Origin of the sequence: Lapillicoccus jejuensis (genome assembly GCF_006715055.1) — a bacterium.
Classification (GTDB): domain Bacteria; phylum Actinomycetota; class Actinomycetes; order Actinomycetales; family Dermatophilaceae; genus Lapillicoccus; species Lapillicoccus jejuensis.
Genome location: NZ_VFMN01000001.1, coordinates 3423146 through 3450031 on the forward strand (window position 1 = coordinate 3423146; position 26886 = coordinate 3450031).

General features: G+C 73.1%; 21 protein-coding genes. 11 read left to right on the forward strand and 10 right to left on the reverse strand.

Annotation, left to right across the window (positions count from 1 at the left end):
- Positions 1–5: 5 nt before the first annotated feature.
- From coaE to serA, 5 genes are read left to right on the forward strand one after another with little or no spacing between them, the layout of a single operon-like run.
- Positions 6–1223 (forward strand): dephospho-CoA kinase, encoded by a 1218-nt coding sequence (gene coaE, locus FB458_RS15890; protein ID WP_141849356.1) that lies wholly within the window; start codon positions 6–8, stop codon positions 1221–1223.
- Between the two features lie 26 nt (positions 1224–1249).
- Positions 1250–2113 (forward strand): siderophore-interacting protein, encoded by an 864-nt coding sequence (locus FB458_RS15895; RefSeq protein ID WP_211356067.1) that lies wholly within the window; start codon positions 1250–1252, stop codon positions 2111–2113.
- A gap of 46 nt (positions 2114–2159) precedes the next feature.
- Positions 2160–4295 carry an excinuclease ABC subunit UvrB gene (gene uvrB / locus FB458_RS15900; protein WP_141849357.1) on the forward strand — a complete coding sequence of 712 codons (2136 nt, stop codon included), beginning with the start codon at positions 2160–2162 and terminating at the stop codon, positions 4293–4295.
- 1 nt (position 4296) lies between these two features.
- A complete protein-coding gene (locus FB458_RS15905) occupies positions 4297–5637 on the forward strand; it encodes an MFS transporter (protein WP_141849358.1) in 1341 nt (446 codons plus the stop codon).
- Entirely contained in the window at positions 5634–6830 is a 1197-nt protein-coding gene (gene serA, locus FB458_RS15910; RefSeq protein WP_141849359.1) for a phosphoglycerate dehydrogenase, read from the forward strand. Before FB458_RS15905 ends, serA begins: the two co-directional genes overlap by 4 nt.
- A gap of 29 nt (positions 6831–6859) precedes the next feature.
- Here the strand turns inward: serA and FB458_RS15915 are convergent, their stop codons facing one another.
- Positions 6860–7849 (reverse strand): TerC family protein, encoded by a 990-nt coding sequence (locus FB458_RS15915; protein ID WP_141849360.1) that lies wholly within the window; start codon positions 7847–7849, stop codon positions 6860–6862.
- Between the two features lie 238 nt (positions 7850–8087).
- The gene (locus FB458_RS15920) at positions 8088–8879 is read right to left on the reverse strand and encodes a C40 family peptidase (RefSeq protein ID WP_141849361.1); all 792 of its coding nucleotides are present in this window, start codon (positions 8877–8879) and stop codon (positions 8088–8090) included.
- Between the two features lie 82 nt (positions 8880–8961).
- On the opposite strand from FB458_RS15920, the gene FB458_RS15925 reads away from it, so the two are divergent.
- The 5 genes from FB458_RS15925 (at position 8962) to FB458_RS15945 (ending at position 14308) form a co-directional block, all read left to right on the forward strand.
- Positions 8962–10041 carry an alpha-hydroxy acid oxidase gene (locus FB458_RS15925; RefSeq protein ID WP_141849362.1) on the forward strand — a complete coding sequence of 360 codons (1080 nt, stop codon included), beginning with the start codon at positions 8962–8964 and terminating at the stop codon, positions 10039–10041.
- The gene (locus tag FB458_RS15930; protein ID WP_141849363.1) at positions 10038–10922 is read left to right on the forward strand and encodes a serine hydrolase; all 885 of its coding nucleotides are present in this window, start codon (positions 10038–10040) and stop codon (positions 10920–10922) included. The genes FB458_RS15925 and FB458_RS15930 overlap by 4 nt, the downstream gene beginning before the upstream one ends.
- 82 nt (positions 10923–11004) lie before the next feature.
- Positions 11005–12522: a circularly permuted type 2 ATP-grasp protein gene (locus FB458_RS15935; protein WP_141850641.1), complete on the forward strand. Its 1518-nt coding sequence runs from the start codon at positions 11005–11007 to the stop codon at positions 12520–12522.
- Positions 12516–13466 carry an alpha-E domain-containing protein gene (locus tag FB458_RS15940; RefSeq protein WP_141849364.1) on the forward strand — a complete coding sequence of 317 codons (951 nt, stop codon included), beginning with the start codon at positions 12516–12518 and terminating at the stop codon, positions 13464–13466. Before FB458_RS15935 ends, FB458_RS15940 begins: the two co-directional genes overlap by 7 nt.
- Positions 13463–14308, forward strand: coding sequence for a transglutaminase family protein (locus FB458_RS15945; protein ID WP_141849365.1), 846 nt, complete (start codon positions 13463–13465; stop codon positions 14306–14308). The genes FB458_RS15940 and FB458_RS15945 overlap by 4 nt, the downstream gene beginning before the upstream one ends.
- Before the next feature lie 12 nt (positions 14309–14320).
- On the opposite strand, the gene FB458_RS15950 is transcribed toward FB458_RS15945, so the two are convergent.
- Genes FB458_RS15950 through FB458_RS15960 form a run of 3 tightly spaced genes read right to left on the reverse strand, consistent with a single transcriptional unit; the run spans position 14321 to position 17746 of the window.
- Positions 14321–15028 (reverse strand): MBL fold metallo-hydrolase, encoded by a 708-nt coding sequence (locus FB458_RS15950; RefSeq protein ID WP_141849366.1) that lies wholly within the window; start codon positions 15026–15028, stop codon positions 14321–14323.
- Between the two features lie 5 nt (positions 15029–15033).
- The gene (locus FB458_RS15955) at positions 15034–15768 is read right to left on the reverse strand and encodes a maleylpyruvate isomerase family mycothiol-dependent enzyme (protein WP_141849367.1); all 735 of its coding nucleotides are present in this window, start codon (positions 15766–15768) and stop codon (positions 15034–15036) included.
- A gap of 10 nt (positions 15769–15778) precedes the next feature.
- On the reverse strand, positions 15779–17746 hold the full coding sequence (locus FB458_RS15960; protein WP_141849368.1) for a glycoside hydrolase family 15 protein: 1968 nt from the start codon (positions 17744–17746) through the stop codon (positions 15779–15781).
- Positions 17747–17819: 73 nt separating this feature from the next.
- Here FB458_RS15960 and uvrA point away from each other — a divergent pair, with 73 nt between their 5' ends.
- On the forward strand, positions 17820–20957 hold the full coding sequence (gene uvrA, locus FB458_RS15965; protein WP_141849369.1) for an excinuclease ABC subunit UvrA: 3138 nt from the start codon (positions 17820–17822) through the stop codon (positions 20955–20957).
- Positions 20958–21041: 84 nt separating this feature from the next.
- Here uvrA and FB458_RS15970 read toward each other — a convergent pair whose 3' ends face one another.
- From FB458_RS15970 to FB458_RS15990, 5 genes are all read right to left on the reverse strand, one after another.
- Positions 21042–21749: an ABC transporter ATP-binding protein gene (locus tag FB458_RS15970; RefSeq protein WP_246061608.1), complete on the reverse strand. Its 708-nt coding sequence runs from the start codon at positions 21747–21749 to the stop codon at positions 21042–21044.
- A gap of 5 nt (positions 21750–21754) precedes the next feature.
- Positions 21755–22636, reverse strand: a complete 882-nt coding sequence (locus FB458_RS15975) for an ABC transporter ATP-binding protein (RefSeq protein ID WP_141849371.1) — start codon at positions 22634–22636, stop codon at positions 21755–21757.
- Positions 22633–24366 carry a branched-chain amino acid ABC transporter permease gene (locus FB458_RS15980; RefSeq protein WP_141849372.1) on the reverse strand — a complete coding sequence of 578 codons (1734 nt, stop codon included), beginning with the start codon at positions 24364–24366 and terminating at the stop codon, positions 22633–22635. The genes FB458_RS15975 and FB458_RS15980 overlap by 4 nt, the downstream gene beginning before the upstream one ends.
- Entirely contained in the window at positions 24363–25361 is a 999-nt protein-coding gene (locus tag FB458_RS15985; protein ID WP_141849373.1) for a branched-chain amino acid ABC transporter permease, read from the reverse strand. Before FB458_RS15985 ends, FB458_RS15980 begins: the two co-directional genes overlap by 4 nt.
- Positions 25362–25478: 117 nt before the next feature.
- On the reverse strand, positions 25479–26708 hold the full coding sequence (locus tag FB458_RS15990) for a branched-chain amino acid ABC transporter substrate-binding protein (protein WP_141849374.1): 1230 nt from the start codon (positions 26706–26708) through the stop codon (positions 25479–25481).
- Between the last annotated feature and the right edge of the window lie 178 nt (positions 26709–26886).

The following is a 26886-nucleotide window of genomic DNA, read 5'->3' on the forward strand; positions in this document are numbered from 1 at the left end:
GGGCCGTGCTGAGGGTGGGGCTGACCGGCGGGATCGGGGCGGGCAAGTCGACGGTCGCCCGTCGCCTCGAGGAGCTCGGGGCGGTCGTCACCGACGCGGACGCCGTGGCCCGCGAGGTGATGGAGCCGGGGGAGCCCACGCTGGCCGCGGTCGCCGAGCGGTTCGGTGCCCACCTGCTGCGCGCCGACGGGACGCTCGACCGGGCGGCGCTCGCCGCCGTCGTCTTCCCGGACCCGGCCGCGCTCGCCGACCTCGACGCGATCACGGGCCCCGCCATCGCGCAGCGGGTCGCGGCGCGACGGGCGCAGGTCCCTGCGGACCGGGTGTCCGTCTTCGACATGCCGCTGCTCGTCGAACGCCGCCTGTGGGTGCACGAGCACCTCACCCTCGTCGTCGACGCCCCGGTGGGGACCAGGGTGCGGCGGCTCGTCGAGCAGCGCGGCCTCGACGAGGGCGACGCCCGGCACCGGATCGCCGCCCAGGCGGACGACCGGCAGCGCCGGGCCGCGGCCGACCTGTGGGTCGACAACGGGGGCGACCCGGACGCCACCCGGGAGCAGGTCGACGCGCTGTGGCGCGACCGTCTGGCGCCGTACGACGACGCGCTGCGCACCGGCCGCCGCAGCCGACGCCCCGAGCACGGGCCGATCCTGCACGAGCCCGACCCGACCTGGCCCGCCCAGGCCGCCCGGCTCGTCGCGCGGCTGCACGACGCCCTCGACCCGGTCGTGCCCGGGGTCCGCGTCGACCACATCGGCTCGACGAGCGTGCCAGGCCTGCCGGCCAAGGACGTCCTCGACCTGCAGGTCGGCGTGCCCGACCTGGCGCTCGCGGACACGCCGGTCTTCCGGGGCGCGATGGACGGGCGGGGGTTCGTCCGCTCGGAGGGGAACGAGGTGGACCACCCGCACGGTCCGGACCCGTGGTGGGAGAAGCGGTTCCACGGGTCGGTGGACCCGGGGCGGTCCGCGAACGTGCATGTCCGCGCCGTCGGGTCGCCGGGGTGGACCTTCGCGCTCGCCTTCCGCGACCGGCTGCGCGCCGACGACGCGTGGCGGGCGGAGTACGCCGCGGTGAAGGCGCGGCTCGCGCGGGAGGCGACGTCGACGACGGCGTACGTCGACGCGAAGGAGCCGTGGTTCGAGCCGGCCTGGCACGCCGTGCAGGACTGGGTCGTCGCGACCGGGTGGCGACCCCCGCCGGAGCCCACCGGGTTGACCTGAGGTTAGGTGAGGCTTACCTTAGCGGGGTGACGATCGCCCCGGTGCGCACCGCCTACTCCGTCTTCCGGGCCCGCGTGGCCGCCGTCCACGACCTCACGCCGTCGCTGCGCAGGGTCGCTCTCGAGGGCGACGGGGACGGCGCGCTGGACGACCTCGGCGATCCTGGCCTCGACACCCGCATCAAGCTCGTCTTCGCCGACGGTCCCGTGGCCGACGTCCTCGCCGAGGCGGGGGAGCAGTGGTACGCCGCCTGGCTCGCGCTGCCCGACGCGGCGCGGCCGGCGCTGCGCACCTACACCACCCGGCGCGTGCGCGAGACGGCCGGCGGTCGGGTGCTCGAGGTCGATCTGGTCCGCCACCCCGACCCCGGACCGGCGGGCGCGTGGGCGGAGGCGGCCGCGCCCGGGGACCGGGTCCTGGTCTGCGCCCCGGTGCGCGGGGTCCCGCCCCGCCACCTCGGGGCCGCGTTCGCGCCGCCGGCGGACACCGGCAGCGTGCTGCTGGTCGGCGACGAGACCGCGCTGCCGGCCGTGTCCCGGACGCTGGAGGACCTCGCGGACGACCCGGTCGGCCTCGGGGCGGTCGCCGTCCACGTCCTGCTCGAGGTGCCGACGGCGGCCGACCGGCTGCCGCTGCGGGTCCCGGAGGGGGCGCGGGTGACCTGGCTCCCGCGCGACGGGGCGCCGTACGGCGGGCCGCTGCTGGCGGCGCTGGGTGACTGGACCCCGGTCGGCTGCGCGACGTCGACCGCGCGGGCCGGGCTCTACGCGTGGGTCGCGGGGGAGGCGGCCGTCGTCCGCGCGGCCCGGCGGCACCTGGTCCGCGAGGCCGGGGTGGCCCGCGAGCGGGTGACGTTCATGGGGTACTGGAGGCTCGGCGGACCGCTCTGAGGGCGGACGGGAGGGCGTTGTCGGTGGTCGGCCTTACGGTGGGGACATGCGTCCGACAACCGACATCAAGCGAACCGTGGCCCCGTTCCGCGTGGAGTCGGAGTTCTCCCCGAGCGGTGACCAGCCGAGCGCCATCGCGGAGCTCGCGCGACGGGTGAAGGACGGCGAGGAGGACATCGTCCTGCTGGGCGCCACCGGCACCGGCAAGTCGGCGACGACCGCCTGGCTCATCGAGCAGGTGCAGCGCCCCACGCTCATCATGGCGCCCAACAAGACGCTGGCCGCCCAGCTGGCCAACGAGTTCCGCGAGCTGCTGCCCAACAACGCCGTCGAGTACTTCGTCAGCTACTACGACTACTACCAGCCCGAGGCGTACATCCCGCAGACGGACACCTACATCGAGAAGGACTCCTCGATCAACGAGGAGGTCGAGCGGCTGCGGCACAGCGCGACGAACTCGCTGCTGACCCGCCGCGACGTCGTCGTCGTCGCCTCCGTCTCGTGCATCTACGGCCTGGGCACCCCTCAGGAGTACGTCGACCGCATGGTGCGGATGCGGGTCGGCGACCGGCTCGACCGCGACGAGCTGCTGCGCCGGTTCGTCCAGATGCAGTACACCCGCAACGACCTCGCCTTCACCCGCGGCACGTTCCGGGTGCGGGGCGACACCGTCGAGATCATCCCGGTCTACGAGGAGCACGCCGTCCGGATCGAGCTGTTCGGCGACGAGGTCGAGCGGATCTACACGCTGCACCCGGTCAGCGGCGAGATCATCCGCGAGGAGGAGGAGATGTACGTCTTCCCCGCCACGCACTACGTCGCCGGCCCGGAGCGGATGGAGCGGGCGATCAAGGGCATCGAGCTCGAGCTCGCCGACCGCCTCTCCGAGCTGGAGCGGCAGGGCAAGCTGCTCGAGGCGCAGCGGCTGCGGATGCGCACGACGTACGACATCGAGATGATGCGCCAGGTCGGCTCGTGCAGCGGCATCGAGAACTACTCGCGACACATCGACGGTCGCGCCCCCGGGTCCGCCCCCAACTGCCTGCTCGACTACTTCCCCGAGGACTTCCTGCTCGTCATCGACGAGTCGCACCAGACCGTGCCGCAGATCGGCGCGATGTACGAGGGCGACATGTCCCGCAAGCGGATGCTCGTCGACCACGGCTTCCGGCTGCCCAGCGCGACCGACAACCGGCCGCTGAAGTGGGAGGAGTTCCTCGAGCGGATCGGGCAGACGGTCTACCTGTCGGCGACGCCGGGCGACTACGAGCTGGCCAAGTCCGGCGCCCCGGTGGAGCAGATCATCCGCCCGACCGGGCTCGTCGACCCCGAGATCGTGCTCAAGCCGACCAAGGGCCAGATCGACGACCTGCTGCACGAGATCTCGACGCGCACCGAGCGCAACGAGCGCGTCCTCGTCACGACCCTGACGAAGAAGATGGCCGAGGACCTCACCGACTACCTCCTCGACAAGGGGGTGCGGGTGCGCTACCTGCACTCCGACATCGACACGCTGCGCCGCGTCGAGCTGCTGCGCGAGCTGCGGATGGGCGAGTTCGACGTCCTCGTCGGCATCAACCTGCTGCGCGAGGGTCTCGACCTGCCCGAGGTGTCGCTGGTGAGCATCCTCGACGCCGACAAGGAGGGGTTCCTGCGCTCCACGCGATCGCTCATCCAGACCATCGGCCGCGCGGCGCGCAACGTCAGCGGCCAGGTCCACATGTACGCCGACAAGGTCACGCCGTCGATGCAGCAGGCGCTCGACGAGACCGACCGCCGCCGCGAGAAGCAGATCGCCTACAACCTCGAGCGGGGCATCGACCCGATGCCGCTGCGCAAGAAGATCGCCGACATCACCGACCTGCTCGCGCGCGAGGACGCGGACACCGAGGCGCTGCTCGGCAGCGGGCGCGCCCAGTCGCGCGGCAAGGGCGGCCGCAAGAACGGCGGCGCGCCGTCCGCGGGCGGGCGAGGGGCGATGGCGGCCGACGTCGCGACGAGCGGGTCCGGCGGCGACGCCGGCTCGATGGCCGCGGCCGACCTCGCCTCGCTCATCCAGGAGCTCACCGCGCAGATGCACCAGGCGGCGGCCGAGCTGCGGTTCGAGCTCGCGGCCCGGCTGCGCGACGAGCTGGGCGACCTCAAGAAGGAGCTCCGCCAGATGCAGCGCGCCACCTCCTGACGTGAGCACCGCCTCGGTCGTGAGCACCCTCCCGCTGCGCGCCGACCGCGACTTCCGTCGCTACTGGTGGGCGCGGGTCGTGTCGGTGACCGGCACGGTGGTCACCACGGTCGCGCTGCCGGTGCTGGTCTACCGGCTGACCGGGTCCCCCGGGCTCACCGCGCTGACGACGACGCTCGAGGCGCTGCCCTACCTGCTTGTCGGGCTCGTCGCCGGGGCGGTCGCCGACCGGGTCGACCGGCGCCGGCTGATGGTCGCCGCCGACCTGGTCAACGTGGTCGTCGTCGGGTCCGTGCCCCTGGCGTGGTTCCTCGGGCACCTCACCGTGCCGCACGTCCTCGTGACGGCCTTCCTCGTCCAGACGGTGTTCACGTTCTACGACGGCGCGAACTTCGGCGCGCTGCCGGTGCTCGTCGGCACCGCCCGGGTCGCCGACGCCAACGCCGCGGTGTGGAGCGTCGGCGGGGTCGTCGACCTCGTCGGGCCGGCCGCCGCCGGGGCGGTGCTCGCGGTGCTGCACCCGGCCGAGCTGCTCGTCGTCGACGCGGCGTCGTACGCCGTCTCCGCGGTGCTCGTGGCCCGGATCGGTCGTCCGCTCTCGCGGACCCGGGAGCGACGGGGCGGCCGGGCCGCCGTCGTGGGGGAGGTCCGCGAGGGGCTGGGGTTCCTCTGGCGGCACACGGGGGTGCGGACCCTGACCTTCATGGGGACCCTGCAGTCCGCGGCCGGCGGCGGGTTCATGGCCCTCTTCGTCCCGTGGTCGGACCGGGTGCTCGGGATCGGGACGTCCGGGTGGCGGTTCGGGCTGGTCTACAGCGTGTGGGGGATCGGTGGTGTCGCCGCGGCGACGGCCAGCGCCCGGCTCCAGCGACGGCTCGGGGCGACGCGGGTGTGCCTGCTCGCGATGCCGCTGTCCGCGGCGGCGGGCATCGCGGCCACCCTCACCCGCTCGTGGGTCGTCGCGGCGCTCGTCCTCGTCGCCTGGGGGGTGGCCTACCAGCTCGTCCTCGTCGCGAGCATCACCTACCGGCAGACGGTGACCCCGGAGCACCTGCTCAGCCGCGTCAACACGACCGCGCGGATGCTCGCCTGGGGCGTCGGCTGGTCGCTGGGGGCGGTGGCCGCCGGCGCGCTGGCCGGCGGGCTGGGCGTCCAGCGCACGATGCTCGTCCTCGCCTGCGCGAGCGTCCTCGCGGCCCTGCTGGGCTGGTTGTCCCCCTTGCGCTCGGGCGACCCGCACGACCGTGCCGAGCGGGCCGGGCGGGCGGACGGCTCGCCGGACGACCATCTGGTGGGCGCCCCCGACGGGTCGCCGCGGGGGGCTGAGAGCATGGACGCGTGAAGGCGCTCCTGCTCGAGAAGATCCACCCCGACGCCCGCGCGACCCTCGAGGCCTCCGGCTACGAGGTCCACGAGCACCCGGGAGCGATGGACGAGGCCGAGCTCGTGGCGGCGCTGCCGGGCGTGCACCTGCTCGGCATCCGCTCCGGCACCCGGGTCACCCCGGCGGCCCTCGACGCCGGGACCGACCTGCTCGCGGTCGGGGCGTTCTGCATCGGCACCAACCAGATCGACCTCGAGGCGACGACCGCGCACGGGGTGGCCGCCTTCAACGCGCCGTTCTCCAACACCCGCAGCGTCGTCGAGCTGGCCATCGCCGAGATGATCGCGCTCACCCGGCGGCTGACCGAGAAGAGCGACGCGCTGCACCGCGGCCTGTGGGACAAGTCCGCCAAGGGCGCGCACGAGATGCGCGGCCGCACACTCGGCATCATCGGCTACGGCAACATCGGCAGCCAGCTCTCCGTCCTCGCCGAGGCGCTCGGGATGGGCGTCGTCTACGTCGACGGCGACGACAAGCTGCCGATGGGCAACGCCCGGGCGCTCCCGTCGCTCGAGGAGCTGCTCCAGGTCGCCGACGTCGTGAGCATCCACGTGGACGGGCGGATCGGCAACGCCGGGCTGTTCGGGGCCAAGGAGTTCGCGGCGATGAAGCCCGGCTCGGTCTTCCTCAACCTCTCGCGCGGGTTCGTCGTCGACACGGCCGCGCTCGCCGACGCCGTGCGCAGCGGCCACCTCGCCGGCGCCGCCCTCGACGTCTTCCCCGTCGAGCCCAAGGCGCAGGGCGACGGCTTCGAGTCCGAGCTGCGCGGGCTGCCCAACGTCATCCTCACCCCGCACGTCGGCGGGTCGACCGAGGAGGCGCAGCGCGACATCGGCCGGTTCGTCTCGGGCAAGCTGCGCGACTACGTCGAGCGCGGCAGCACCTCGCTGAGCGTCAACCTGCCGACGGCGCTGCTCGACGGCCCGCCGTCGGCGCACCGGCTCGCGCTGCTGCACAGCAACGTCCCCGGCGTCCTCGCCCGCGTCAACCAGCTGCTCTCCGAGCACGACGTCAACATCGAGGGCCAGGTGCTGGCCACCCGCGGCGAGCTCGGCTACGTCGTCACCGACATCGCCGCCGCCCCGTCCCCCGAGGCCGTCACCGCCCTCGAGGCCATGGCCGAGACGGTCCGCCTGCGCCGCCTGGGCTGACGCGCGCCGCCGTACGGCGGCGCCTGCGGTCAGGCGACGGGGGTGGCCTGCCGCTCGTCGTGGCGGGTCTTGAGCAGGCTGGCGACGGTCGTCGTGCCGAGGATGACGACGATGGCGCCGAGCGACACCGAGATGGGGATCTCGGGGACGGGCAGGCCCTCGCCGCCGTTGACGAACGGCAGCGTGTTCTCGTGCAGGGCGTGCAGGACGAGCTTGACGCCGATGAAGGCGAGCAGCACGGCCAGGCCGAGGCTGAGGTAGACGAGCTTCTTGAGCAGGCCGCCGATGAGGAAGTACAGCTGCCGCAGACCCATGAGGGCGAAGAGGTTGGCTGCGAGGACGAGGTACGGCTCCTTGGTCAGACCGTAGATCGCCGGGATCGAGTCGAGCGCGAAGAGCAGGTCGGTCGTGCCCAGCGCGAGGATGACGATGAACATCGGCGTGACGAGCCGCTTGCCGTCGACCCGCGTCGTCAGGTGCGCCCCGGCGAACTCCTTCGTCGCCGGCAGGCGCCGCTCGACCCAGGCGAGGAAGCGGTTCTCCTGGTACTCGTCGTCGTCGCTCTCGCCGCCGGTGGCCAGCTTGACCGCGGTGTAGACCAGGAACGCGCCGAAGAGGTAGAAGACCCAGGCGAACTGGTTGATGACGACGGCACCCAGCGCGATGAAGATGCCGCGCAGCACGACGGCGATGATGATGCCGACGAGCAGCGCCGTCTGCTGCAGCTTCTCGGGCACCTTGAAGCTGGCCATGATGAGCAGGAAGACGAAGAGGTTGTCGACCGAGAGGCTGTACTCGGTCAGCCAGCCGGCGTAGAACTCGCCCGCGTAGCGCCCTCCGGCCAGCGCCCAGACGCCGACCCCGAAGGCGACGGCCAGCCCGACGTAGAAGCCCAGCGCGATGGCGCACTCGCGCATCGACGGCACGTGCGGGCGCCGCCCGATGACGACGACGTCGACGGCGAGAGCCAGCGCCATGACGGCGATGGTGGTGATCCAGACCCAGGTGGGGACGTTCACGGGCGGGCAGCCTTCCGGTCGGCGACATGGCGTATCGACCGAAGGTCTCTCCCACCGCGTCCGGTGCGGGACGGCGGCCGGCTCCCCGGGCGGCCGCTGGGGACCGCCGTGATGACGAGGACACCGTGGAGGGGATACTCCCCTTCGCGAGGTCCAGCATGGCACAGGGGTGTGCTGCGGACCGCCGAGGGAACGCCCTGTGGACAGGGATTGTTCCCAGCCGGCCCACAGGGAGCGCTCAGAGTGGCAGCACGAACCGTCCGGCGCCGCTCAGCGTCTCCTGCCGGGGTGGGGTGAGCGCCTCCTCGACCAGGCCCTGCCCGGTCTCCGGGGCGTGCACCATGGCGCCGGGCCGGACGACGACCCCGACGTGGTACGCCCGGGTCGCGCCCGGCTTGGTGAAGAAGTACAGGTCGCCGGGTCGCACCTCGTCCAGGTCGACCGGCTCGGCCGCGTCCTGCTGGTCGTCGGCGTCGCGGGGGACGACGAGCCCGAGGGCGCGGAACCCGTGGTGGACCAGCCCGCTGCAGTCGAGCCCGTACGGCGTCGCGCCCGCCCAGAGGTAGGGCAGGCCGAGATGGCGCCGGGAGACGCCCAGCAGCGGGTGCTCGGCCTCGGCGGCGAGGCGCGCGACCTGCGGGTCGACGTCGGGGAGGGGTGGGACCCCCGCCTCGCCCGGGTCACCCGGCTCGCTCAGGTGGGCGGCGCGCACCCAACCGGGGTAGCCGCGCGGGTCGAGCGAGCTCGGCTGCCACGGCGCCACGACGTGCACCCACCCGGGCAGGTCGGGGTCCTCGTCGTCGACGAGCACCGGCTCGCCCAGGGCGAGCTGGGTGTCGAGGCGGCCGTGCAACCCCAGCCGCCCGTCACCGTCGTGGCCGTCGGTGGGGCGCTCGTCGAGCAGCGCCAGCCACCCGGTCACGTCGGGCGAGGCGGCCGTCGCGGCGGCGTCCACCGCCCGCGGGGAGTCGGCCCTCGTCCACACGTTGGCGACCGGGACGGTGACGTGGGCGAGCCGGGAGGACGTCATCCCGCCATCCAAACACGGACCGCCCGACCCGCCGAGCCGGGAACCGCCGTCGACCGCGACCGGGCTGGGCCAGACTGGCGGCATGCTGCCGCTGCTCCAGGACGTCCGCCGGCGCGCTCACCAGGTCGTGCCCGCCCCCGCCCTCGACTACCTCGAGACCGGGTCGGGGCAGGAGGTCACCCTCGGCGAGGCGGAGCAGGCCTGGCGCGACTGGCGCCTCGTCCCGCAGATCCTCGCCGGCGTCGGACCGCTCTCGAGCATCTCGACCGCGACGCGCGTCCTCGGCGACGTCGTGGCGACCCCGGTGCTGGCCGCGCCGACGGCGTACCACCGCTTCGTCCACGACGAGGGCGAGCTCGCGACCGCGCGGGGCGTCGCCGCGGCGGGCTCGCTCATGGTGCTCTCCTCGCGGGTGACCGTGCCGCTCGAGGACGTCGCCGACGCGCTCCGGGCCGGTGGCACCCCGTGGTGGTGGCAGTCCTACCTCGTCGGCGAGCGCGCCGTCACCGCCGGCCTCGCCGAGCGCGCCGTCGCGGCGGGGGCCACCGCGATCGTGCTCACGGGCGACACGCCGTACGTCTCCGTCCGCACCCGCACCGCGTCGGGCCCGGTGCCCGTCGACGAGGAGGTGCTCGCCGTCAACATGGCCCGCCACGTGCCGCGCGGGGCCGACCTGTCCACCGCGCTCGCGCAGGCGCCGGCGAACCTGGCCGACATCCGCTGGCTGCACGAGCTCACCGGCCTGCCGGTCCTCGTCAAGGGCGTCCTCGGCGGCGAGGACGCGCAGCGCTGCCTCGAGGCGGGCGCCGCCGGGGTCGTCGTCAGCACCCACGGCGGACGCCAGCTCGACCGGGTCGTCGCGAGCGCCCACGTGCTGCCCGACGTCGTCGAGGCGGTCGGCGGGGCGGCGCCGGTCCTCGTCGACGGCGGGATCCGCACCGGGATCGACGTGCTCGTCGCGCTCGCGCTCGGCGCCGACGCCGTCCTGCTCGGGCGACCCGTCGTGTGGGGTCTCGCGGCCGGTGGTGCTCAGGGGGTGGGCGACGTCCTCGGCGCGGTGACGGCCGACCTCGCCCACGGGATGGGCCTGCTCGGCGCCGCCGACGTCGCCGGGGTCCGCGCGGCGCGGCACCGGGTCGTCCCGGCCGGCCTGCGCCGATGACCGTCCCCGCGCTGCCGGGCGGCGCGGTGCAGCGCCTGCGCGACCTCGTCGCCGCCGCGCCGGGCGAGGTCGCCCTCGCCGTACGGCGCCACGACGGCGCGGCCCTCGACGTGGGCGCCGACCGGGTCGTCCCCTCGGCCAGCACGATCAAGGTGCCCGTCCTCGTCGCCGTCCTGCGCGCCGTCCAGGACGGCCGGCTCGCCCTCGACGAGCCGGTGCCGCTGCCGCCGCCGGGGGAGCGGGTCGGGGGCAGCGGCCCGCTCGAGCTGCTGCCGTCGCTGACCGCCCTGCCCGTGCACGAGCTGCTGCTGCTGATGATCTGCCTCAGCGACAACGACGCGACCAACGTCCTGCTCGACCGGCTCGACGAGGTCGTCGGCCCCGGCGCGGTCGCCGCCGCGCTCGCGCTCGTGCCGACCCGCGCGACCCACCTACGCCGCCGGCTCATGGACGCGCAGGCCGCGGCACGCGGCCTGCAGAACGAGACGACCGCGGCCGACCTGGTCGACCTGCTCGTCGCCCTGCGCGAGAGGCGCCTGCTCGACCACGAGCGCACCGGGGTCGCGCTCGACGTGCTGGGCCGGCAGCAGTTCCGCGAGGGCCTGCCCGCCTACCTGCCCGAGTCGGTGCCTGTCGCCTCGAAGACCGGCGAGATCTTCGGGGTCCGCGCCGACGTGGCGCTGGTCGAGCCCCAGCCGGGCCGGTGGGCGGTCGTGGCCGTCGTCGCGACCGGGCTCGGGCGCGGCGGGTCGGGCACCGACATCGTGTCCGCCGCGGGCCGCGACCACGGGACGAGCGTCCTGCCGACCTTCGCCGCGGTGGGGGAGGTCGTCGCGTCCCTCGTCGGCGTGGGACATGCGAGCGAAACACGGGCTCACTAGGGTCGGCGACGTGAGCGCGCCGTTCGAGGTGTACGAGGCGAGGGGACCGGTCGAACCGACGCCGGACACGCCGTACGACGAGATGTTCGCGCCCGACGCGAGCGTGCGACCCGGGTACGCCGCCCTGGGCCGGCGGGTGCAGCAGATCGGCCCCGAGGACCTGCACGTGCGGGCCGAGTCGCTCTCCCGCTCGTACGTCGACCAGGGCGTCACCTTCGACCTCGGCGGCGTCGAGCGGCCCTTCCCGCTCGACCTCGTCCCGCGGCTCATCGAGCCCGACGTGTGGGCGCCGGTCGAGCGCGGCGTCGCCCAGCGGGTGCGGGCCCTCGAGGCGTTCCTCGACGCCGTCTACGGCGAGGGCCGGCTGTTCCGCGACGGGGTGATGCCGCGGCACGTCGTGCTCTCCTCGCCGCACTTCCACCGCGTCGTCCACGGGCTGGAGCCGGTCGGCGGGGTGCGGGTGCACGTCGCCGGGATCGACCTGGTCCGCGACAACGCCGGCACCTTCCGCGTCCTCGAGGACAACGTGCGGGTGCCGTCCGGCGTGTCGTACGTCATGACCAACCGCCGGGCGATGGCGACGGCGCTGCCCGAGGTGTTCGCCGACCACCGGATCCGCCCGGTGGCGCGCTACCCGCGCCAGCTGCTCGCCGCGCTGCGGGCGACCGCCCCGGCCGGGGTCGCCGACCCGACGGTCGTCGTCCTCACCCCGGGCGTCTACAACTCGGCCTACTTCGAGCACGCGCTGCTCGCGCGGCTCATGGGGGTCGAGCTCGTCGAGGGCCGCGACCTCGTCTGCCGCGGCGGTCGGGTGCTCATGCGGACGACGAACGGGCTCGAGCCGGTCCACGTCATCTACCGCCGCGTCGACGACGAGTTCCTCGACCCGGTCCACTTCCGCGCCGACTCGCTGCTGGGCGTCGCCGGGATCGTCAACGCCATGCGGGTCGGCAACGTCACCGTCGCCAACGCGCTCGGCAACGGCGTCGCCGACGACAAGCTCGTCTACACCTACGTGCCGGACCTCATCCGCTACTACCTCGCCGAGGACCCCGTCCTGCCCAACGTCGACACGTGGCGGATGGAGGAGCCGGCGCACCGCGAGGAGGTGCTCGACCGGCTCGACGAGCTCGTCCTCAAGCCGGTCGACGGCTCCGGCGGCAAGGGCATCGTCATCGGCCCGCGCGCGAGCCGCGCCGAGCTCGACGAGCTGCGCGCGAAGGTGCTCGCCGACCCGCGCGGCTGGATCGCGCAGCCCGTCGTCCAGCTCTCCACCCACCCGACCTTCATCGACGGGGCGCTGCGGCCGCGGCACGTCGACCTGCGCCCGTTCGCCGTCAACGACGGCCGCGAGGTGTGGGTGCTGCCCGGCGGCCTGACCCGGGTCGCCCTGCCCGAGGGCGAGCTCATCGTCAACTCCAGCCAGGGCGGCGGGTCGAAGGACACCTGGGTACTGTCGCGCTCGGCCCTGCCCGGCGCCACCGCGCGGCTCGTCCAGGAGCCGCCCACCGGCCGCCTGGATCTGCGGCAGATGGAGCAGCAGCAGCAGCAGTCCGGCGGGGCGCCGTACGGCGACGTCGTGGGGGGTGCGCCGTGCTGAGCCGGATCGCCGAGTCGTTCTTCTGGATCGGGCGCTACCTCGAGCGGGCCGACGCCACCGCCCGGATCCTCGACAGCCACCTCAGCACCCTCGTCGAGGACCCGTCGGTCGAGGAGGCCGCGGCGTCGCGGACCCTGCTCGAGGTCATGGGCATCGAGGCCGTCGACCTGCCGGCCGGCACCCGCGTCGACAACGCCCTCGTCCTGCGGCTGCTCGGCCACGACCCCGACTCGGGCAGCTCGACGGTCTACGCCATCGGGTGCGCCCGCGAGTCCGCCCGGCGCGCCCGCGAGACGGTGTCGGCCGAGGTGTGGGAGGCCATCAACACGACCTGGCACGCGGTCGCCCACGGGCAGCTGCAGGCGATGCGCCCGCACCTCGCGTCGCGGCTCGTCGTCGAGCGCGTCGCGATGATCTCCGGGCTCGTCGAGGGGACGGTCACCCACGACGAGAGCTGGCAGTTCCTCGTCCTCGGCCGCAGCATCGAGAGGGTCGACATGACGGCGCGGCTGCTGTCCAACGCGTCGCTGTCCGCCGGCACCGCCACCGTGTGGGGCACCACGCTGCGGGCCTGCGGGGCGCTCGAGGCGTTCACCCGCACCTACCGCGGCCGGCTCGCGCAGCGCGAGGCGGCCGAGTTCCTCCTGCTCGACCCGCTCTTCCCCCGGTCGGTGCTGCACTCGCTGCAGCAGGCCGAGGCGTGCGTCGCCGCGCTCGACTACGGCGCCCCGCGCCGGGGCGGGCCCGGCACGCACGGCGAGGCGGCGCGGCTCCTCGGCCGCGCGCGGGCCGAGCTGGAGTACCGGCCGCTCGCCGACGTGCTCACCGACCTCGCCGGCGAGATGGAGCGGATCCAGCAGCGGGCGACCAGGGCCAGCGAGGCCATCGCGGCCCGGTGGTTCCCGACGCCGGCGACGCCCGGCTGGCGGGTGGGCGACCTGTGAGCGCGCGCCTCGTCGTCCGGCACCGCACCGGCTACCGCTACCCGCAGGGCGCCCTCGTCTCCTTCGACGAGGTGCGTCTCACCCCGCCGACGACGGCCGAGCAGACCGTCTTCTCCACGCGGGTCGAGGTGACGCCCACGCCGTGGTCGTTCCAGTACGTCGACTACTGGGGCACCCACGTCACCGCCTTCGAGCTGCACGAGCGGCACGAGCAGCTCGTCGTCACCGCGACGTCGTCGCTCGACGTGCACCGCCCGCCGCGCACCGGGCAGGGCCTGACCTGGGACGCGCTCGCCGCCGCGTCGGTCGGGTCCGAGCCGTGCGAGTACCTCGCCGTCACCGACCGCGTCGCGCCGCCGCCGGACCTCGCCGCCCGGGTCGCCGACCTGCGCCGTACGGCGTCCTCCCCGGCCGCGCTGGTCGACGCGGTCGTCGGGCTCGTCCACGACGAGGTGCGCTACGAGACCGGCTCGACCCACGTCGCCTCGAGCGCGGCCGACGCGTGGGCCGCCCGGGCCGGGGTGTGCCAGGACCTCACGCACCTGACCATCGGCGCGCTGCGCTCCGTGGGCGTGCCCACCCGCTACGTCTCCGGCTACGTCCTGCCCGACCCCGAGGCACCGCTGGGCGAGCCGGTGCCGGGGGAGTCGCACGCCTGGGTCGAGTGGTGGGACGGCACCTGGCTCGGCATCGACGTGACGAACCTCGTCGTCCCCGGCGACCTGCACGTCGAGGTCGCCCACGGCCGCGACTACGCCGACGTCCCGCCGCTCACCGGCGTCTTCACCGGCGCCCCCGCGTCCGACATGTTCGTCGAGGTGACCGTCACGCGCACCGCGTGACGGTCACCGTCGTCACCAGCCGCGCTCGCGCCACTCCGGCAGGTGCGGGCGCTCGGCGCCGAGGGTCGTGTCGCCGCCGTGGCCGGGGTAGACCCAGGTGTCGTCGTCGTAGACGTCGAAGACGCGCTCGGTGACGTCGGCGATGAGGTCCTCGAAGCTCTGGCCCTCGTTCTTCGTGTTGCCGACGCCGCCGGGGAAGAGCGAGTCGCCGGTGAAGAGGTGCGTGCGGCCGTCGGCGTCCTCGTAGGCCAGCGCCACCGACCCGGGGGTGTGGCCGCGCAGGTGGACGACGTCGAGGGTGACGTCGCCGAAGGTCACGGTGTCACCGTGCGCGAGGCGCCGGTCGGGCGCGACGGGCAGCGCGTCGGCGTCGTCCTCGCCGGCGGCGCTGCGGGCCCCGGTCGCGTCGAGGACGGCGGCGAGGGCGCGGTGGTGGTCCCAGTGCTGGTGGGTCGTGACGACCTTGACCAGCCGCCCGCCGGCCTCGGCGACGAGGGCGAGGATGGCCTCCGCGTCGTCGGCGGCGTCGACGAGCAGCTGCTCGCCGGTCGCCGTGTCGGTGAGCAGGTAGACGTTGTTGCTCATCTCCGACACGGCCAGCTTGCGGATGGTCAGCCCGGGCAGCTCGCGCACCTGCGCGGGGCCGCCGGGGGCGACGTCGCCGTCGTACGACGACGCGGGGGCACCCGAGGGCGCGGCGGGGGTCTGGGAGTCGGTCATGGGGGTCAGCCTCCGAAGGGCAGGGTGGGGAGGTCGCCGTCGGCGGCGACCCCGTCGGTCAGTCCCCGGGTGCTCCACCCGAGGAGCGCGGCCCGTGGGCCGCGCAGCGTGACGGTCGGGCCCCCGGCCTCGGTCGTCACGAGGTCGTCGCCCTCGTCGCTGAGCAGCCGTACGGCGACGCCGCCGACGCCGAGCCGCGCCGCCTGGTCGACGAGGAGGTCGTGCTGCAGGTCCGGCGGCAGGGCGTCGTACGCGAAGCCGGCGTCGAGGTCGAGGTGGTGGACGACGACCTCGCGCAGGCGCATCCACGGCAGGTCGCGCGCGGGGAGGGTGCGGCCGGCCCGGGCGGTGACCTGCTCGTCGCCGAGCCACTCCTCGGTCCCGAGCGGGGCGGCGTACGCGGCGAAGCGCTCGCTCGCCAACCGCAGGTCGTCCTCCTGCTCGTGGGCGGGCCGTGGGGCACCCTGCTCGATCTCCTGGTCGCGGGCCTCCTCGGAGGCGTACATCGGCAGGCGGTCGCCGGTGAGGACCGTGCGGGTGAGGCGTCGCAGCGCGTCGGCGTTGCGGGCCAGGTGGGTGACGACGTGGCCGCGGGTCCAGCCGGCGCAGGCGCTCGGCGCGGCGACCGCGGCGTCGTCGAGCCCGGCCACCGTCGCGAGCAGCCGCTGCGTCTCGGTCGCCAGCAGCTCGAGGTCCGTCGCCGGGCGTCGAGGAGCCGGGGTCGCGCCAGTGGGACTCATGACGCCAACCCTAGACGTCGGCGGTGTCGCGCCCCGCCGCGGCGCGGGCGGTCGCCAGCTGGCGGGCGGCGCCGATGAGGGCCAGGTGCGAGAAGGCCTGCGGCATGTTGCCGGCCATCCGGTCACCCTGCGGGTCGTACTCCTCGGACAGCAGCCCGACGTCGTTGGCGAGCCCGACCAGCCGGTCCATCAGGGCGTGCCCCTTGTCGAGCTGCCCGGTGCGCGCGTAGGCGTCGACGAGCCAGAAGGAGCACGCGAGGAACGGGTGCTCGTCGCCGCCGAGCCCGTCGACGCCGCTGTCCGTGCGGTAGCGCAGCACCAGCCCGTCGCGCAGCAGGTCCTCCTCGACCGCCTTCACCGTGCCGAGGAAGCGCGGGTCGTGCGGCTCGACGAAGCCGCACTGCGCGAGGACGAGCAGGCTGGCGTCGACCTCGCGGGTCTGGTCGTGCTGGACGAAGGTGCCGCGCTCGGCGTCGTACCCCTTCTCCAGCACCCGCGCCCGTACGGCGTCCCGCACCGACCGCCAGCGCGCCACCGTCTCCTCCGGCGCGGGCAGGCCCTGCTCGACGGCCTTCACCGCGCGGTCGAAGGCGGCCCACACCATGACCTGCGAGTGGGTGAAGTGGCGCTGCGGCCCGCGGATCTCCCACAGGCCGTGGTCGGGCTCCTGCCACCGCTCGGCGAGCTCGTCGACCAGAGCGGTCTGGATCCGCCACGCGCGGGTGTCGTCCTCGAGGCCGGCGTCGCGGCCCTCGGCGAGGGCGATCATCACCTCGCCGAGGACGTCGGTCTGGCGCTGCCCGACGGCGCCGTTGCCGACCCGGACGGGACGCGAGCCGGCGTAGCCGGGCAGGTGGTCGAGGGTCTGCTCGGGCAGCTCGCGGGCCCCGTCGACGGCGTACATGATCTGCAGGTCCTCGGGGTCGCCGGCGACGGCCCGGATGAGCCAGCGGCGCCACAGCGCGGTCTCCTCGACGTAGCCGTGCGAGACGAGGGCGCTGAGCGTGAGGGAGGCGTCGCGCAGCCAGCAGAAGCGGTAGTCCCAGTTGCGCTCGCCGCCGAAGTCCTCCGGCAGGCTCGTCGTCGGCGCGGCGACGATGCCGCCGGTCGTCGAGCTGGTGAGCAGGCGCAGGACGAGCAGGGAGCGGACGACGGCGTCGTGGTAGCGGCCCTCGTGGCGGATGCCGTGGGCCCAGTCCTCCCACCAGTCGAGGGTGACCCGGACGGTGGCGTCGGTGGCGACGTCGTGGGGGACCGGCAGGTGGGAGGGCAGCCAGGTCGTCGAGAAGGCGAGCCGGTCGCCGGCGGCGACGTCGAACACGTCGACGTGGCGGCCGTCGACGGGACGGGGCAGCCGCGACCCGCGCAGCACGAGCAGGTCGGGCCCGGCGACGGCGGTGATGACCCGGTCGGCGTCGCCGCCGGGGCCGAGGCCGCGGCTGACCCACGGCTTGATCCGGCCGTAGCCGAACCGGACGACCCACTCGTGCCGCATCCGGACCGTGCCCTCGACGCCCTCGACGATCCGGACGATGTCGTGGCGGTGGTCGCCCAGCGGCATGGCGTCGACGACCCGGACGGTCCCGGTGGGGGTGACGTGGGTCGTCTCGAGCACGAACGTCTCGCCGACGTAGCGGCGGGTCGTCGTCACGCCCTCGGGGTCGGCCGGGCCGAGCAGCCACCGGCCGTGGTCGGGGGTCCCGAGCAGGGCGGTGAAGCACGAGGGGGAGTCGAAGCGGGGCAGGCACAGCCAGTCGACCGAGCCCTGGCGGCTGACCAGCGCGCACGACTGGAGGTCGCCGATGACGGCGTACTCGCTGATGGGGACGGTCTCGGGCGGGGTCGAGGAGGCGGCGTGACCGGGCTGGGAGGCCGGGCGCTCGTCGCGCTGGCCGGGGCCCGTGGTGGCGCCCGAACCGCTCGACCGGTGGGGGGCTCCGCCGTGCGGAGCCGGGTGCGCGTCCTCGCTGGCGGGCATGCGGCGAGCGTATCCGCGAGGGGGGTCCCCGTCCTGGAGGACCCCTGTCGGTGGGCCCACCTAAGGTTGAGGGGTGACGCCCGCGCCCTCCACCACGACCCCCACACCCCGCCGCAGCCACGACACGCTCGTCGTCCGCGGCGCCCGCGAGCACAACCTCAAGGACGTCTCGGTCGAGCTCCCGCGCGACAGCCTCATCGCCTTCACCGGCCTGTCCGGGTCGGGCAAGAGCTCGCTCGCCTTCGACACGATCTTCGCCGAGGGCCAGCGCCGGTACGTCGAGTCGCTGTCCTCCTACGCCCGCCAGTTCCTCGGGCAGATGGACAAGCCGGACGTCGACTTCATCGAGGGACTGTCGCCCGCGGTCTCGATCGACCAGAAGTCGACCAACCGCAACCCGCGCTCGACCGTCGGCACGATCACCGAGGTCTACGACTATTTGCGTCTGCTCTTCGCGCGCGCCGGCCGGCCGCACTGCCCGACCTGCGGGGAGCCGATCACCCGGCAGTCGCCGCAGCAGATCGTCGACCGGCTGCTCGAGCTGCCCGACCGGACCCGGTTCCAGGTGCTCGCGCCGGTCGTCCAGGCCCGCAAGGGCGAGTTCGTCGACCTCTTCGCCGACCTGCAGTCCAAGGGCTTCGCCCGCGCCCGCGTCGACGGCGAGGTCATCAGCCTCACCGACCCGCCGAAGCTGGAGAAGCAGTACAAGCACACCATCGAGGTCGTCGTCGACCGGCTCGTGGCGCGCGGCGGGGACGCCGGGTCCAAGCGCCGGCTCACCGACTCCGTCGAGACCGCCCTCGGCCTGGCCGGCGGCGTGCTGCTCGTCGAGTTCGTCGACGTCGACCCGCAGGACGAGGACGCCGTCCGCGAGCGCCGCTTCTCGGAGAAGATGGCCTGCCCCAACAACCACCCGATCGCCATCGACGAGATCGAGCCGCGCTCGTTCTCGTTCAACGCGCCGTTCGGGGCCTGCCCGACCTGCACCGGCATCGGCACCGAGCTCGAGGTCGACCCCGAGCTGCTCGTCCCCGACCAGGACCTGTCCATCGCGCAGGGCGCGATCGCGCCGTGGGCGCAGGGCAGCGGGTCGGCCGACTACTTCCAGAACGTCATCGCGGCGCTCGCCGAGGACCTCAAGTTCTCCATGGACGCGCCGTGGCACTCGCTGCCGGCGCGGGCCAAGGAGGCGCTGCTCACCGGACAGAACTACAAGGTCCACGTGCGCTACCGCAACCGTTACGGCCGCGAGCGGTCCTACACGACCGGCTTCGAGGGCGTCGTGCCCTTCGTCAAGCGCCGGCACGCGGAGACCGACTCCGAGTGGAGCCGGGAGCGCTACGAGGGCTACATGCGCCAGGTGCCGTGCCCGACCTGCAAGGGGGCGCGGCTCAAGCCCGAGGTGCTCGCCGTGAAGATCGGCGACCGGAGCATCTCCGAGGTCTGCGCCCTGGCCATCAACGAGGCGGCCGAGTTCCTGTCGGGCGTCGACTTCAGCGCGCGCGAGCGGCAGATCGCCGCGCGGGTCATCAAGGAGATCGAGGCCCGGCTGGGCTTCCTGCTCGACGTCGGCCTCGACTACCTCTCGCTCGACCGGCCGGCGGGGACGCTGTCCGGTGGCGAGGCGCAGCGCATCCGGCTGGCGACGCAGATCGGCTCCGGGCTGGTCGGCGTGCTCTACGTCCTCGACGAGCCGTCGATCGGACTGCACCAGCGCGACAACCACCGGCTCATCGACACGCTGACCCGGCTGCGCGACCTGGGCAACACGCTCATCGTCGTCGAGCACGACGAGGACACCATCGCCACGGCCGACTGGGTCGTCGACATCGGCCCGGGCGCGGGGGAGCACGGTGGGCAGGTCGTCCACTGCGGCACCGTCCAGGGCCTGCTCGAGCACCCCGACTCGATCACCGGTCAGTACCTGTCGGGCCGTCGCGAGATCGCGGTGCCGGCGGAGCGCCGCGGGCAGGACGGCCGCGAGGTGACCGTCGTCGGGGCCAAGGAGAACAACCTCAAGGACGTCACCGTCTCCTTCCCGCTGGGCAACCTCGTCGCCGTGACGGGCGTGTCCGGGTCGGGCAAGTCGACGCTGGTCAACGACATCCTCTACACGGTGCTGGCCAACAAGCTCAACGGCGCGCGCCAGGTGCCGGGCCGGCACAAGACGGTCGCCGGGCTCGAGCACCTCGACAAGGTCGTCCACGTCGACCAGGGCCCGATCGGGCGCACCCCGCGGTCGAACCCGGCGACGTACACCGGGGTCTTCGACAACATGCGCAAGCTGTTCGCCGAGACGACGGAGGCGAAGATCCGCGGGTACCAGCCGGGCCGGTTCTCGTTCAACGTCAAGGGCGGTCGCTGCGACAACTGCTCCGGCGACGGCACGATCAAGATCGAGATGAACTTCCTGCCGGACGTCTACGTCCCGTGCGAGGTGTGCCACGGCGCCCGCTACAACCGCGAGACGCTCGAGGTCCACTTCAAGGGCAAGACGATCGCCGACGTCCTCGACATGCCGATCGAGGAGGCCGTCGACTTCTTCGCCGCCGTGCCGTCGATCAGCCGGCACCTGACCACCCTCAACGACGTCGGGCTGGGGTACGTCCGGCTCGGCCAGCCGGCACCGACGCTGTCCGGCGGCGAGGCGCAGCGCGTCAAGCTGGCCACCGAGCTGCAGAAGCGCTCGACGGGGCGCACGGTCTACGTGCTCGACGAGCCGACGACGGGGCTGCACTTCGAGGACATCCGCAAGCTCCTCGAGGTCCTCCAGGGGCTGGTCGAGAAGGGCAACACGGTCATCGTCATCGAGCACAACCTCGACGTCATCAAGTCGGCCGACTGGATCGTCGACCTCGGGCCCGAGGGTGGCAAGCGCGGCGGGACGGTCATCGCGCAGGGCACGCCGGAGCACGTCGCCTCGGTCGAGGCGTCGTTCACCGGGCAGTTCCTCAAGCCGATCCTCGAGAAGGCCGGCCACTCGCCGCGCCCGAGCACGGCGCGGGCCCGGCGGGCGCCGGTCGTCGTCCCGGCCAAGGGGGCGGCGAAGAAGACCACGACGAAGACCACGACGAAGACCACGACCAAGAAGACGGCCGCCAAGAAGACCGCGGCCAAGAAGACGGCGAAGAAGGCCACGGCGGCGGTGACGGTCACCCGCACGGCGGCCGCGCGCTCCTCGTCCCCGAGGACGACCCGCCGGGCCGGCTGACCGCGCCGACCGCCTCCGTACGCGGTCGCGCCCGGCCCCCCGCGTGGGGGACCGGGCGCGGCGTCGTACGGGCGGGGGTGGTGCTCAGTCCTCGCCCAGGTAGGCCTTGCGGACCTCGTCGCTGGTGAGCAGCTCCTTGCCGGTGCCCTCGAGGACGATCGAGCCGACCTCGAGGACGTAGCCCTTGTCGGCCAGCCGGAGCGCGGCCTGGGCGTTCTGCTCGACGAGCAGGATCGTCGTGCCCTGCTCCTGGAGCGTCTTCACCGTCGACATGATGCGCTTCATCATCAGCGGCGAGAGGCCCATCGAGGGCTCGTCGAGCATGAGCAGCCTGGGCCGGCTCATCATCGCCCGGCCCATCGCGAGCATCTGCTGCTCGCCGCCGGAGAACGTCCCCGCCGGCTGCTTGCTGCGCTCCCGCAGGATGGGGAAGAGGTCGAAGGCCGCCTCGAGGTCGTGCCGGATGTTGGCCGAGTCCTTGCGGGCGAACGCGCCGAGCAGGAGGTTCTCCTCGACGCTGAGCCGCGGGAAGATCCGCCGCCCCTCGGGGGAGTGCGCGATCCCCAGCTCGACGATCGAGTGCGCGGCGGTGCCGCTGATCGGCTTGCCCTGGAACGTGATCGACCCGCTGACCGGCTTGAGCAGCCCGGACACCGTGCGCAGCGTCGTCGTCTTGCCGGCGCCGTTGGTGCCGATGAGGGTGACGACCTGGCCCTCCTCGACGGAGAACGAGATCGACTTGACCGCCTCGATCTTGCCGTAGGCGACGACGAGGTCCTTGACCTCGAGCATGGCGCTCACGCGCGACCCTCCTTCTCGTCCCGTACGGCGTCCTGCGGGTCGGCCGCGGGTACGTCGTCCTCGTCGTCGTCCCCCTCGTCACCGGTGCCGATGTAGGCCTCGATGACCCGCGGGTCGGACTGGACCTCGCCCGGCGTGCCCTCGATGAGGGTCTCGCCGCGCACCAGGCAGAGCACCCGGTCGCACAGGTTGAAGATGAACCGCATGTCGTGCTCGATGACGACGACGGCGATCCCGGAGTCGCGGATCCGGAAGATCAGCTCCATCGCCTCGCGGGTCTCCTGCGGGTTCATGCCCGCCGTCGGCTCGTCGAGCAGGAGCACCTTGGGGTCGGTCGCGAGGGCGCGGGCGATCTCCAGGCGCCGCTGGTCGCCGTACGGCATGTTGCGGGCCAGCAGCTCGGTCGAGGAGCCGAGCCCGACGTAGTCGAGCAGCTCCTGGGCCCGGGCCCGGGTCTCGGCCTCCTCGCGCCGGAACTTCGGCCCGCGGATGATCGAGGTGAGGGCCGCCGCGCTCGTGCGGCAGTACCGCCCGACCATGACGTTCTCCAGCGCGGTCATGTTGCCGAAGAGCCGGATGTTCTGGAACGTGCGGGCCATGCCGGCGAGGACGACCTTGCGCGGCTTCGGCGGCAGCACCGCCCCGCGGAAGGTCACCTGCCCCTCGGTGGGCAGGTAGAGCCCGGTGAGGCAGTTGAAGAACGTCGTCTTGCCGGCGCCGTTGGGCCCGATGAGGCCGACGATCTCGCCCTCGCGGACGGTGAGGTCGACGTCGTTGACCGCGGTGAGGCCGCCGAAGCGCATGACGACGCCGCGGGCCTCCAGCACCGGGGCGCCGAGGTGGCGGTCGGCCGGGGCCTGCTCGAGGGAGGCGGTCATGCCTTGGCTCCTTCCTCTTCGAGGTGGACCTGTTCGATCCGGCTCGCCAGCCGCTCGTCGTCCTCGTGGAACTCCAGGCGCCGCCGCTGGCTGGGCACGAGGCCCTCGGGGCGGAAGCGCATGACGAGGACGAGCAGGATGCCGAAGATGAGGTAGCGGTAGTCGGAGATGAAGCGCAGCTTCTCCGGCAGCAGCCGCAGGATCGCCGCCCCGACGAGGACGCCACCGACCGTGCCCATGCCACCGAGGACGATGGCGGCGAGCAGGAAGGCCGACTCGAGGAAGACGTACTGGTCCGGCGTCACCGACACGTCCTGGTGCGCCTTGATCGTGCCCGCCATGCCAGCGAGGAACGCGCCGCTGGCGAAGGCGAACAGCTTGAGGCCGAAGACGTTGACGCCCATGGCCTCGGCCGCCTTCTCGTCCTCGCGGATGGCCACCCAGCCGCGGCCGATCCGGCTGTTGTTGAGCCGGGTGAAGACCGTGATGATGACCGCCGCGACGACGAGGAGCAGGAAGTAGTAGTTCGCGAACCGGCCCAGCGGGATGCCGAGGACGGTGTGCGTGTCGCCGAAGTTGAACGACCCGATGGCCAGGTCCGGGATGGCGGGGATGCCGTTCGGGCCGTTGGTGAGGTCGGGGCCGTTGTCGCCGTCGAAGTTGCCCATGGCCAGGCGGAAGATCTCGCCGAAGGCCAGCGTGACGATGGCGAGGTAGTCGCCCGACACCCGCAGCGTCGGCGTGCCGATGATGAGGCCGAGCGTGGCCGAGAACAGCGCGCCGACGAAGACGACGACGATGAACGGCGGCTTCCACGAGATCGTCGCGAAGGCCGACATCGAGAGCGTCGCACCGACGTAGGCGCCCGCCCCGAGGAACGCGATGTACCCCAGGTCCAGCAGGCCGGCGAGCCCGACGACGATGTTGAGGCCGAGCGCGGTGACCGCGAAGATGATGACCTGGGTGGCGATCGACATGTTGGCGTCCGACCCGTTCTGGGTGAACGGGAAGAGGAACGCGACGACGAACGCCCCGAGGGTCAGCACCTCGCGGTGCTTCTGGGCGATGATCCCCACCCAGGCGAAGAACCCGCAGCGGACCAGGCCCGCGACGAGGGTCCCCGCGAAGACGAGGAACAGCACGAAGATCGTGCCGTCGTCCTGCCCGAGGGCGAAGGCCGCCCCGAAGAGCGCCACCGCGAGCAGCACGACGATCGTGGCGATCTCGACCCAGCCGGGCAGCCTCGCGTGGATCGCGTCGCGCCGGTCGGTGGAGGGCAGGAGGTAGGCACCGGCCAGGAGCAGCAGCGCGCCCACGAAGGACACCCAGCCGCCCGGGTCGACGTTGACCAGGCCGCCGGCCTGGATGCCGCCCGCGACGACGACGAGCAGCATGTAGATGCTCGCGCCGACGCCCACGGCCGTCAGCCCGGAGGCGACGTCGAGCCACTCGCCGAGGCGGTGCAGCGGTCCGCGGTAGGCCAGCAGCAGCACGATCGCGGCGACCGCCACGATGATCATGAGGATCTGCAGCGGGCCCGGGTAGAAGTAGATCGACAGGTCGCCGAGGACGGTGGTGTCGTAGTTCCACGACAGCAGGCACCCGACGAGGAGCAGGACGGCGCCGGCGAGGGCGACCGGCCACGCGAGGTGCGCGTAGCGACGTCGTACGGCCTGGATGCCGGTGGGCTCGTCGGGGGTCACGGCGGGGGAGGCGGTGGAGGTGCTCATGCCCGGTCCACCACCCGCGCGCCGAGGAGGCCCTGGGGCCGGAAGACCAGGACGATGATGAGGAGCACGAAGGCCCACACGTCCTTCCAGGCCGAGCCGCCGAACTGACCGGGGATGTACGTCGAGGCCATCGCCTCGACGACCCCGAGGAACAGGCCGCCGACGACGGCCCCCTGGATGTTGCCGATGCCGCCGAGGACGGCGGCGGTGAAGGCCTTGAGGCCCGCGAGGAAGCCGATCCGGTAGTCGATGTTCGCGTTCTGCAGACCCTGCGCGACACCGGCGACGGCGGCGAGCACCGCGCCGAGGACGAACGCGACGACGATGATCCGGTCGACGTTGATGCCCATGAGCTTGGCGGTGTCGGGGTCCTGCGAGACGGCCTGCATCGCTCGGCCGAGCTTGGTGCGGTTGACGAAGTACCACAGCAGCGCGGCGCAGACGGCCAGCGCGACGACGGTGAAGATCGCGGACTTCTGGATCGTCACGCCACCGATCGTCGGGCCGGGGCCGGTCACGCCGTCGATCTGCGGGAAGGGGATCTTGCTCTTGGCGTCCGGGAAGGCGCCCCAGAAGGTCAGCGGGTTCCCATCGCGGAAGTTCTCCGAGAAGCAGACCCGGCTGAAGCAGTTGAGGCGCACGAACTCCTGGAGGAACACCGACACGCCGATGGCGGTGATGAGCGGCGCCAGGCGTGGCGCGTTGCGCAGCGGCCGGTAGGCGAAGCGCTCCATGAGCACCGCCACGAGGACCGAGCAGGCGACCGCGCCGACGATCATCACCGGCAGGACCCACAGGGCGGTCGTGACGTTGGTGACGGACGACAGCACCGTCCACGTCCCGAAGGCGCCGAAGGCGCCGATCATGAAGACCTCGCCGTGGGCGAAGTTGATGAGCTGGACGATGCCGTAGACCACGGTGTAGCCCACCGCGATCAGCGCGTAGAGCGCGCCGAGGCTCAGCCCGATCACGAGCTGGTTGAAGAACTCCGTCATGGTGCTCCTGGATCTCTCGTCACGACCCGGGTCGGGCCCTGCCCCGGGGGACATGCGGGGACATGCGGGACGGCAGGCGAGGGCTCGCGCCCCCGCCTGCCGTCACCCGATGTCGGCCTACTTGAACTCGTCGGTCTTGTCGGCAGCCCAGGCGCCGCTCGTGACCTTGTAGACGGTGAGGATCTTGCTCGTCGTGTCGCCGTACTCGTCGAAGGCGACCTTGCCGGTCACGCCGTCGAAGGAGACCTTGCCGACCGCGTCGACCGTGGCCTGGCGGGCGGACTTGACGTCCGAGGCGCCCGAGAGCGACGTCTTCAGCGCGGCGATGATGGCGTTGGCGGCGTCGTAGGAGTAGCCGCCGTAGGCCGCGGCGGGCTCGGCGTAGCCGGCCGCCTGGTACGACGCGAGGAACTTCTTGCCCGCGTCGGTGCTCTCGGTCGGCGCACCGACCGAGGTGGCGAGGTCGCCGTCGGACTTGGCGCCGGCGAGCTTGATGTACTGCGGGTCGTAGATGCCGTCGCCGCCCATGAGCGGGACGTTGAGGCCGGCGGCCTTCATCTGCTGCGAGAGCGGACCGGCCTGCGGGTACTCACCGCCGTAGTAGACGGCCTTGGGGCTCGTCGCGGCGGCCTGCGAGACGACGGTCTGGTAGTTCGACTCGTCCGGGTTGATGGTGAAGGCGCCGGTGATGGTGCCGCCACCCTTCTTGAACTCGGTCGTGAAGGCGTTGACCAGGCCCTGGCCGTAGGTCTTCTTGTCGTTGATCGTCGCGACCTGCTTGATGCCCTGGGCGAGCAGGTACTGCGCCGCGAACGGGCCCTGGACCGCGTCCGTCGTGCAGGTGCGGAAGTAGGTCTTGTAGGTGCGCTTCGGGCTGGCCGAGTCCGCGCCGATGGTCAGCGAGGGGTTGGTGTTGGCCGGCGAGATCTGGGTGATGTTCGCGGCCGCGAAGATCGGCTGCGTCTGCTGCGAGACGCTGGAGTTGAGGTCACCGACGACCCCGACGACCTGGTCGTCCGCCGCGAGCTTGGTCGCGGCGTTCTTGCCGACGTCGGCCTTCGCCTCGTCGTCGACGGGCTCGACCTCGAGCTTCCAGCCCGGGACGGTGTTGTTGGCGTTGGCCTCCTTGACGGCCAGCTCCACGGAGTGCTGGATGCCCTTGCCGAGCGCCGACAGGTCGCCGGACAGGGGCGCGATGACGCCGATCTTGACGGTCTTGGTCGAACCGCCGCCGCCGGACGAGCCGCCGCTCGAGCCGTTGTCGCCGCCGCGGGAGCCGCAGGCGGACAGGGCGAGCGCGGCGACCGCGAGCGGGACGCCGAGCCGGACGATGGAGCGCTGCTGCACTGCTTCCTCCTGAGTGGTACGCCCGGCGGACGTGCCGGACACTCGCGATACCCGCGAGACGTGTGGGCAGGACAGTAGTCCGCAGAGCGAGGGAGGGTCGGGAAGCCACGGGAGTGTGTCCCATCTGTGACATGTGACGGTGGTGTTTCGCCGGCCGGGGTGCTGCGACGACGCAGGA

Excerpts from the sequence above, each read along its gene's own strand:
- uvrB (WP_141849357.1), top strand. The coding sequence starts at position 2,160 with ATGCGTCCGACAACCGACATCAAGCGAACCGTGGCCCCGTTCCGCGTG.
- FB458_RS15920 (WP_141849361.1), bottom strand. The coding sequence starts at position 8,879 with ATGACGTCCTCCCGGCTCGCCCACGTCACCGTCCCGGTCGCCAACGTG.
- FB458_RS15925 (WP_141849362.1), top strand. The coding sequence starts at position 8,962 with ATGCTGCCGCTGCTCCAGGACGTCCGCCGGCGCGCTCACCAGGTCGTG.
- FB458_RS15930 (WP_141849363.1), top strand. The coding sequence starts at position 10,038 with ATGACCGTCCCCGCGCTGCCGGGCGGCGCGGTGCAGCGCCTGCGCGAC.
- FB458_RS15935 (WP_141850641.1), top strand. The coding sequence starts at position 11,005 with ATGTTCGCGCCCGACGCGAGCGTGCGACCCGGGTACGCCGCCCTGGGC.
- FB458_RS15950 (WP_141849366.1), bottom strand. The coding sequence starts at position 15,028 with ATGACCGACTCCCAGACCCCCGCCGCGCCCTCGGGTGCCCCCGCGTCG.
- FB458_RS15955 (WP_141849367.1), bottom strand. The coding sequence starts at position 15,768 with ATGAGTCCCACTGGCGCGACCCCGGCTCCTCGACGCCCGGCGACGGAC.
- FB458_RS15960 (WP_141849368.1), bottom strand. The coding sequence starts at position 17,746 with ATGCCCGCCAGCGAGGACGCGCACCCGGCTCCGCACGGCGGAGCCCCC.
- FB458_RS15970 (WP_246061608.1), bottom strand. The coding sequence starts at position 21,749 with ATGCTCGAGGTCAAGGACCTCGTCGTCGCCTACGGCAAGATCGAGGCG.
- FB458_RS15975 (WP_141849371.1), bottom strand. The coding sequence starts at position 22,636 with ATGACCGCCTCCCTCGAGCAGGCCCCGGCCGACCGCCACCTCGGCGCC.
- FB458_RS15980 (WP_141849372.1), bottom strand. The coding sequence starts at position 24,366 with ATGAGCACCTCCACCGCCTCCCCCGCCGTGACCCCCGACGAGCCCACC.
- FB458_RS15985 (WP_141849373.1), bottom strand. The coding sequence starts at position 25,361 with ATGACGGAGTTCTTCAACCAGCTCGTGATCGGGCTGAGCCTCGGCGCG.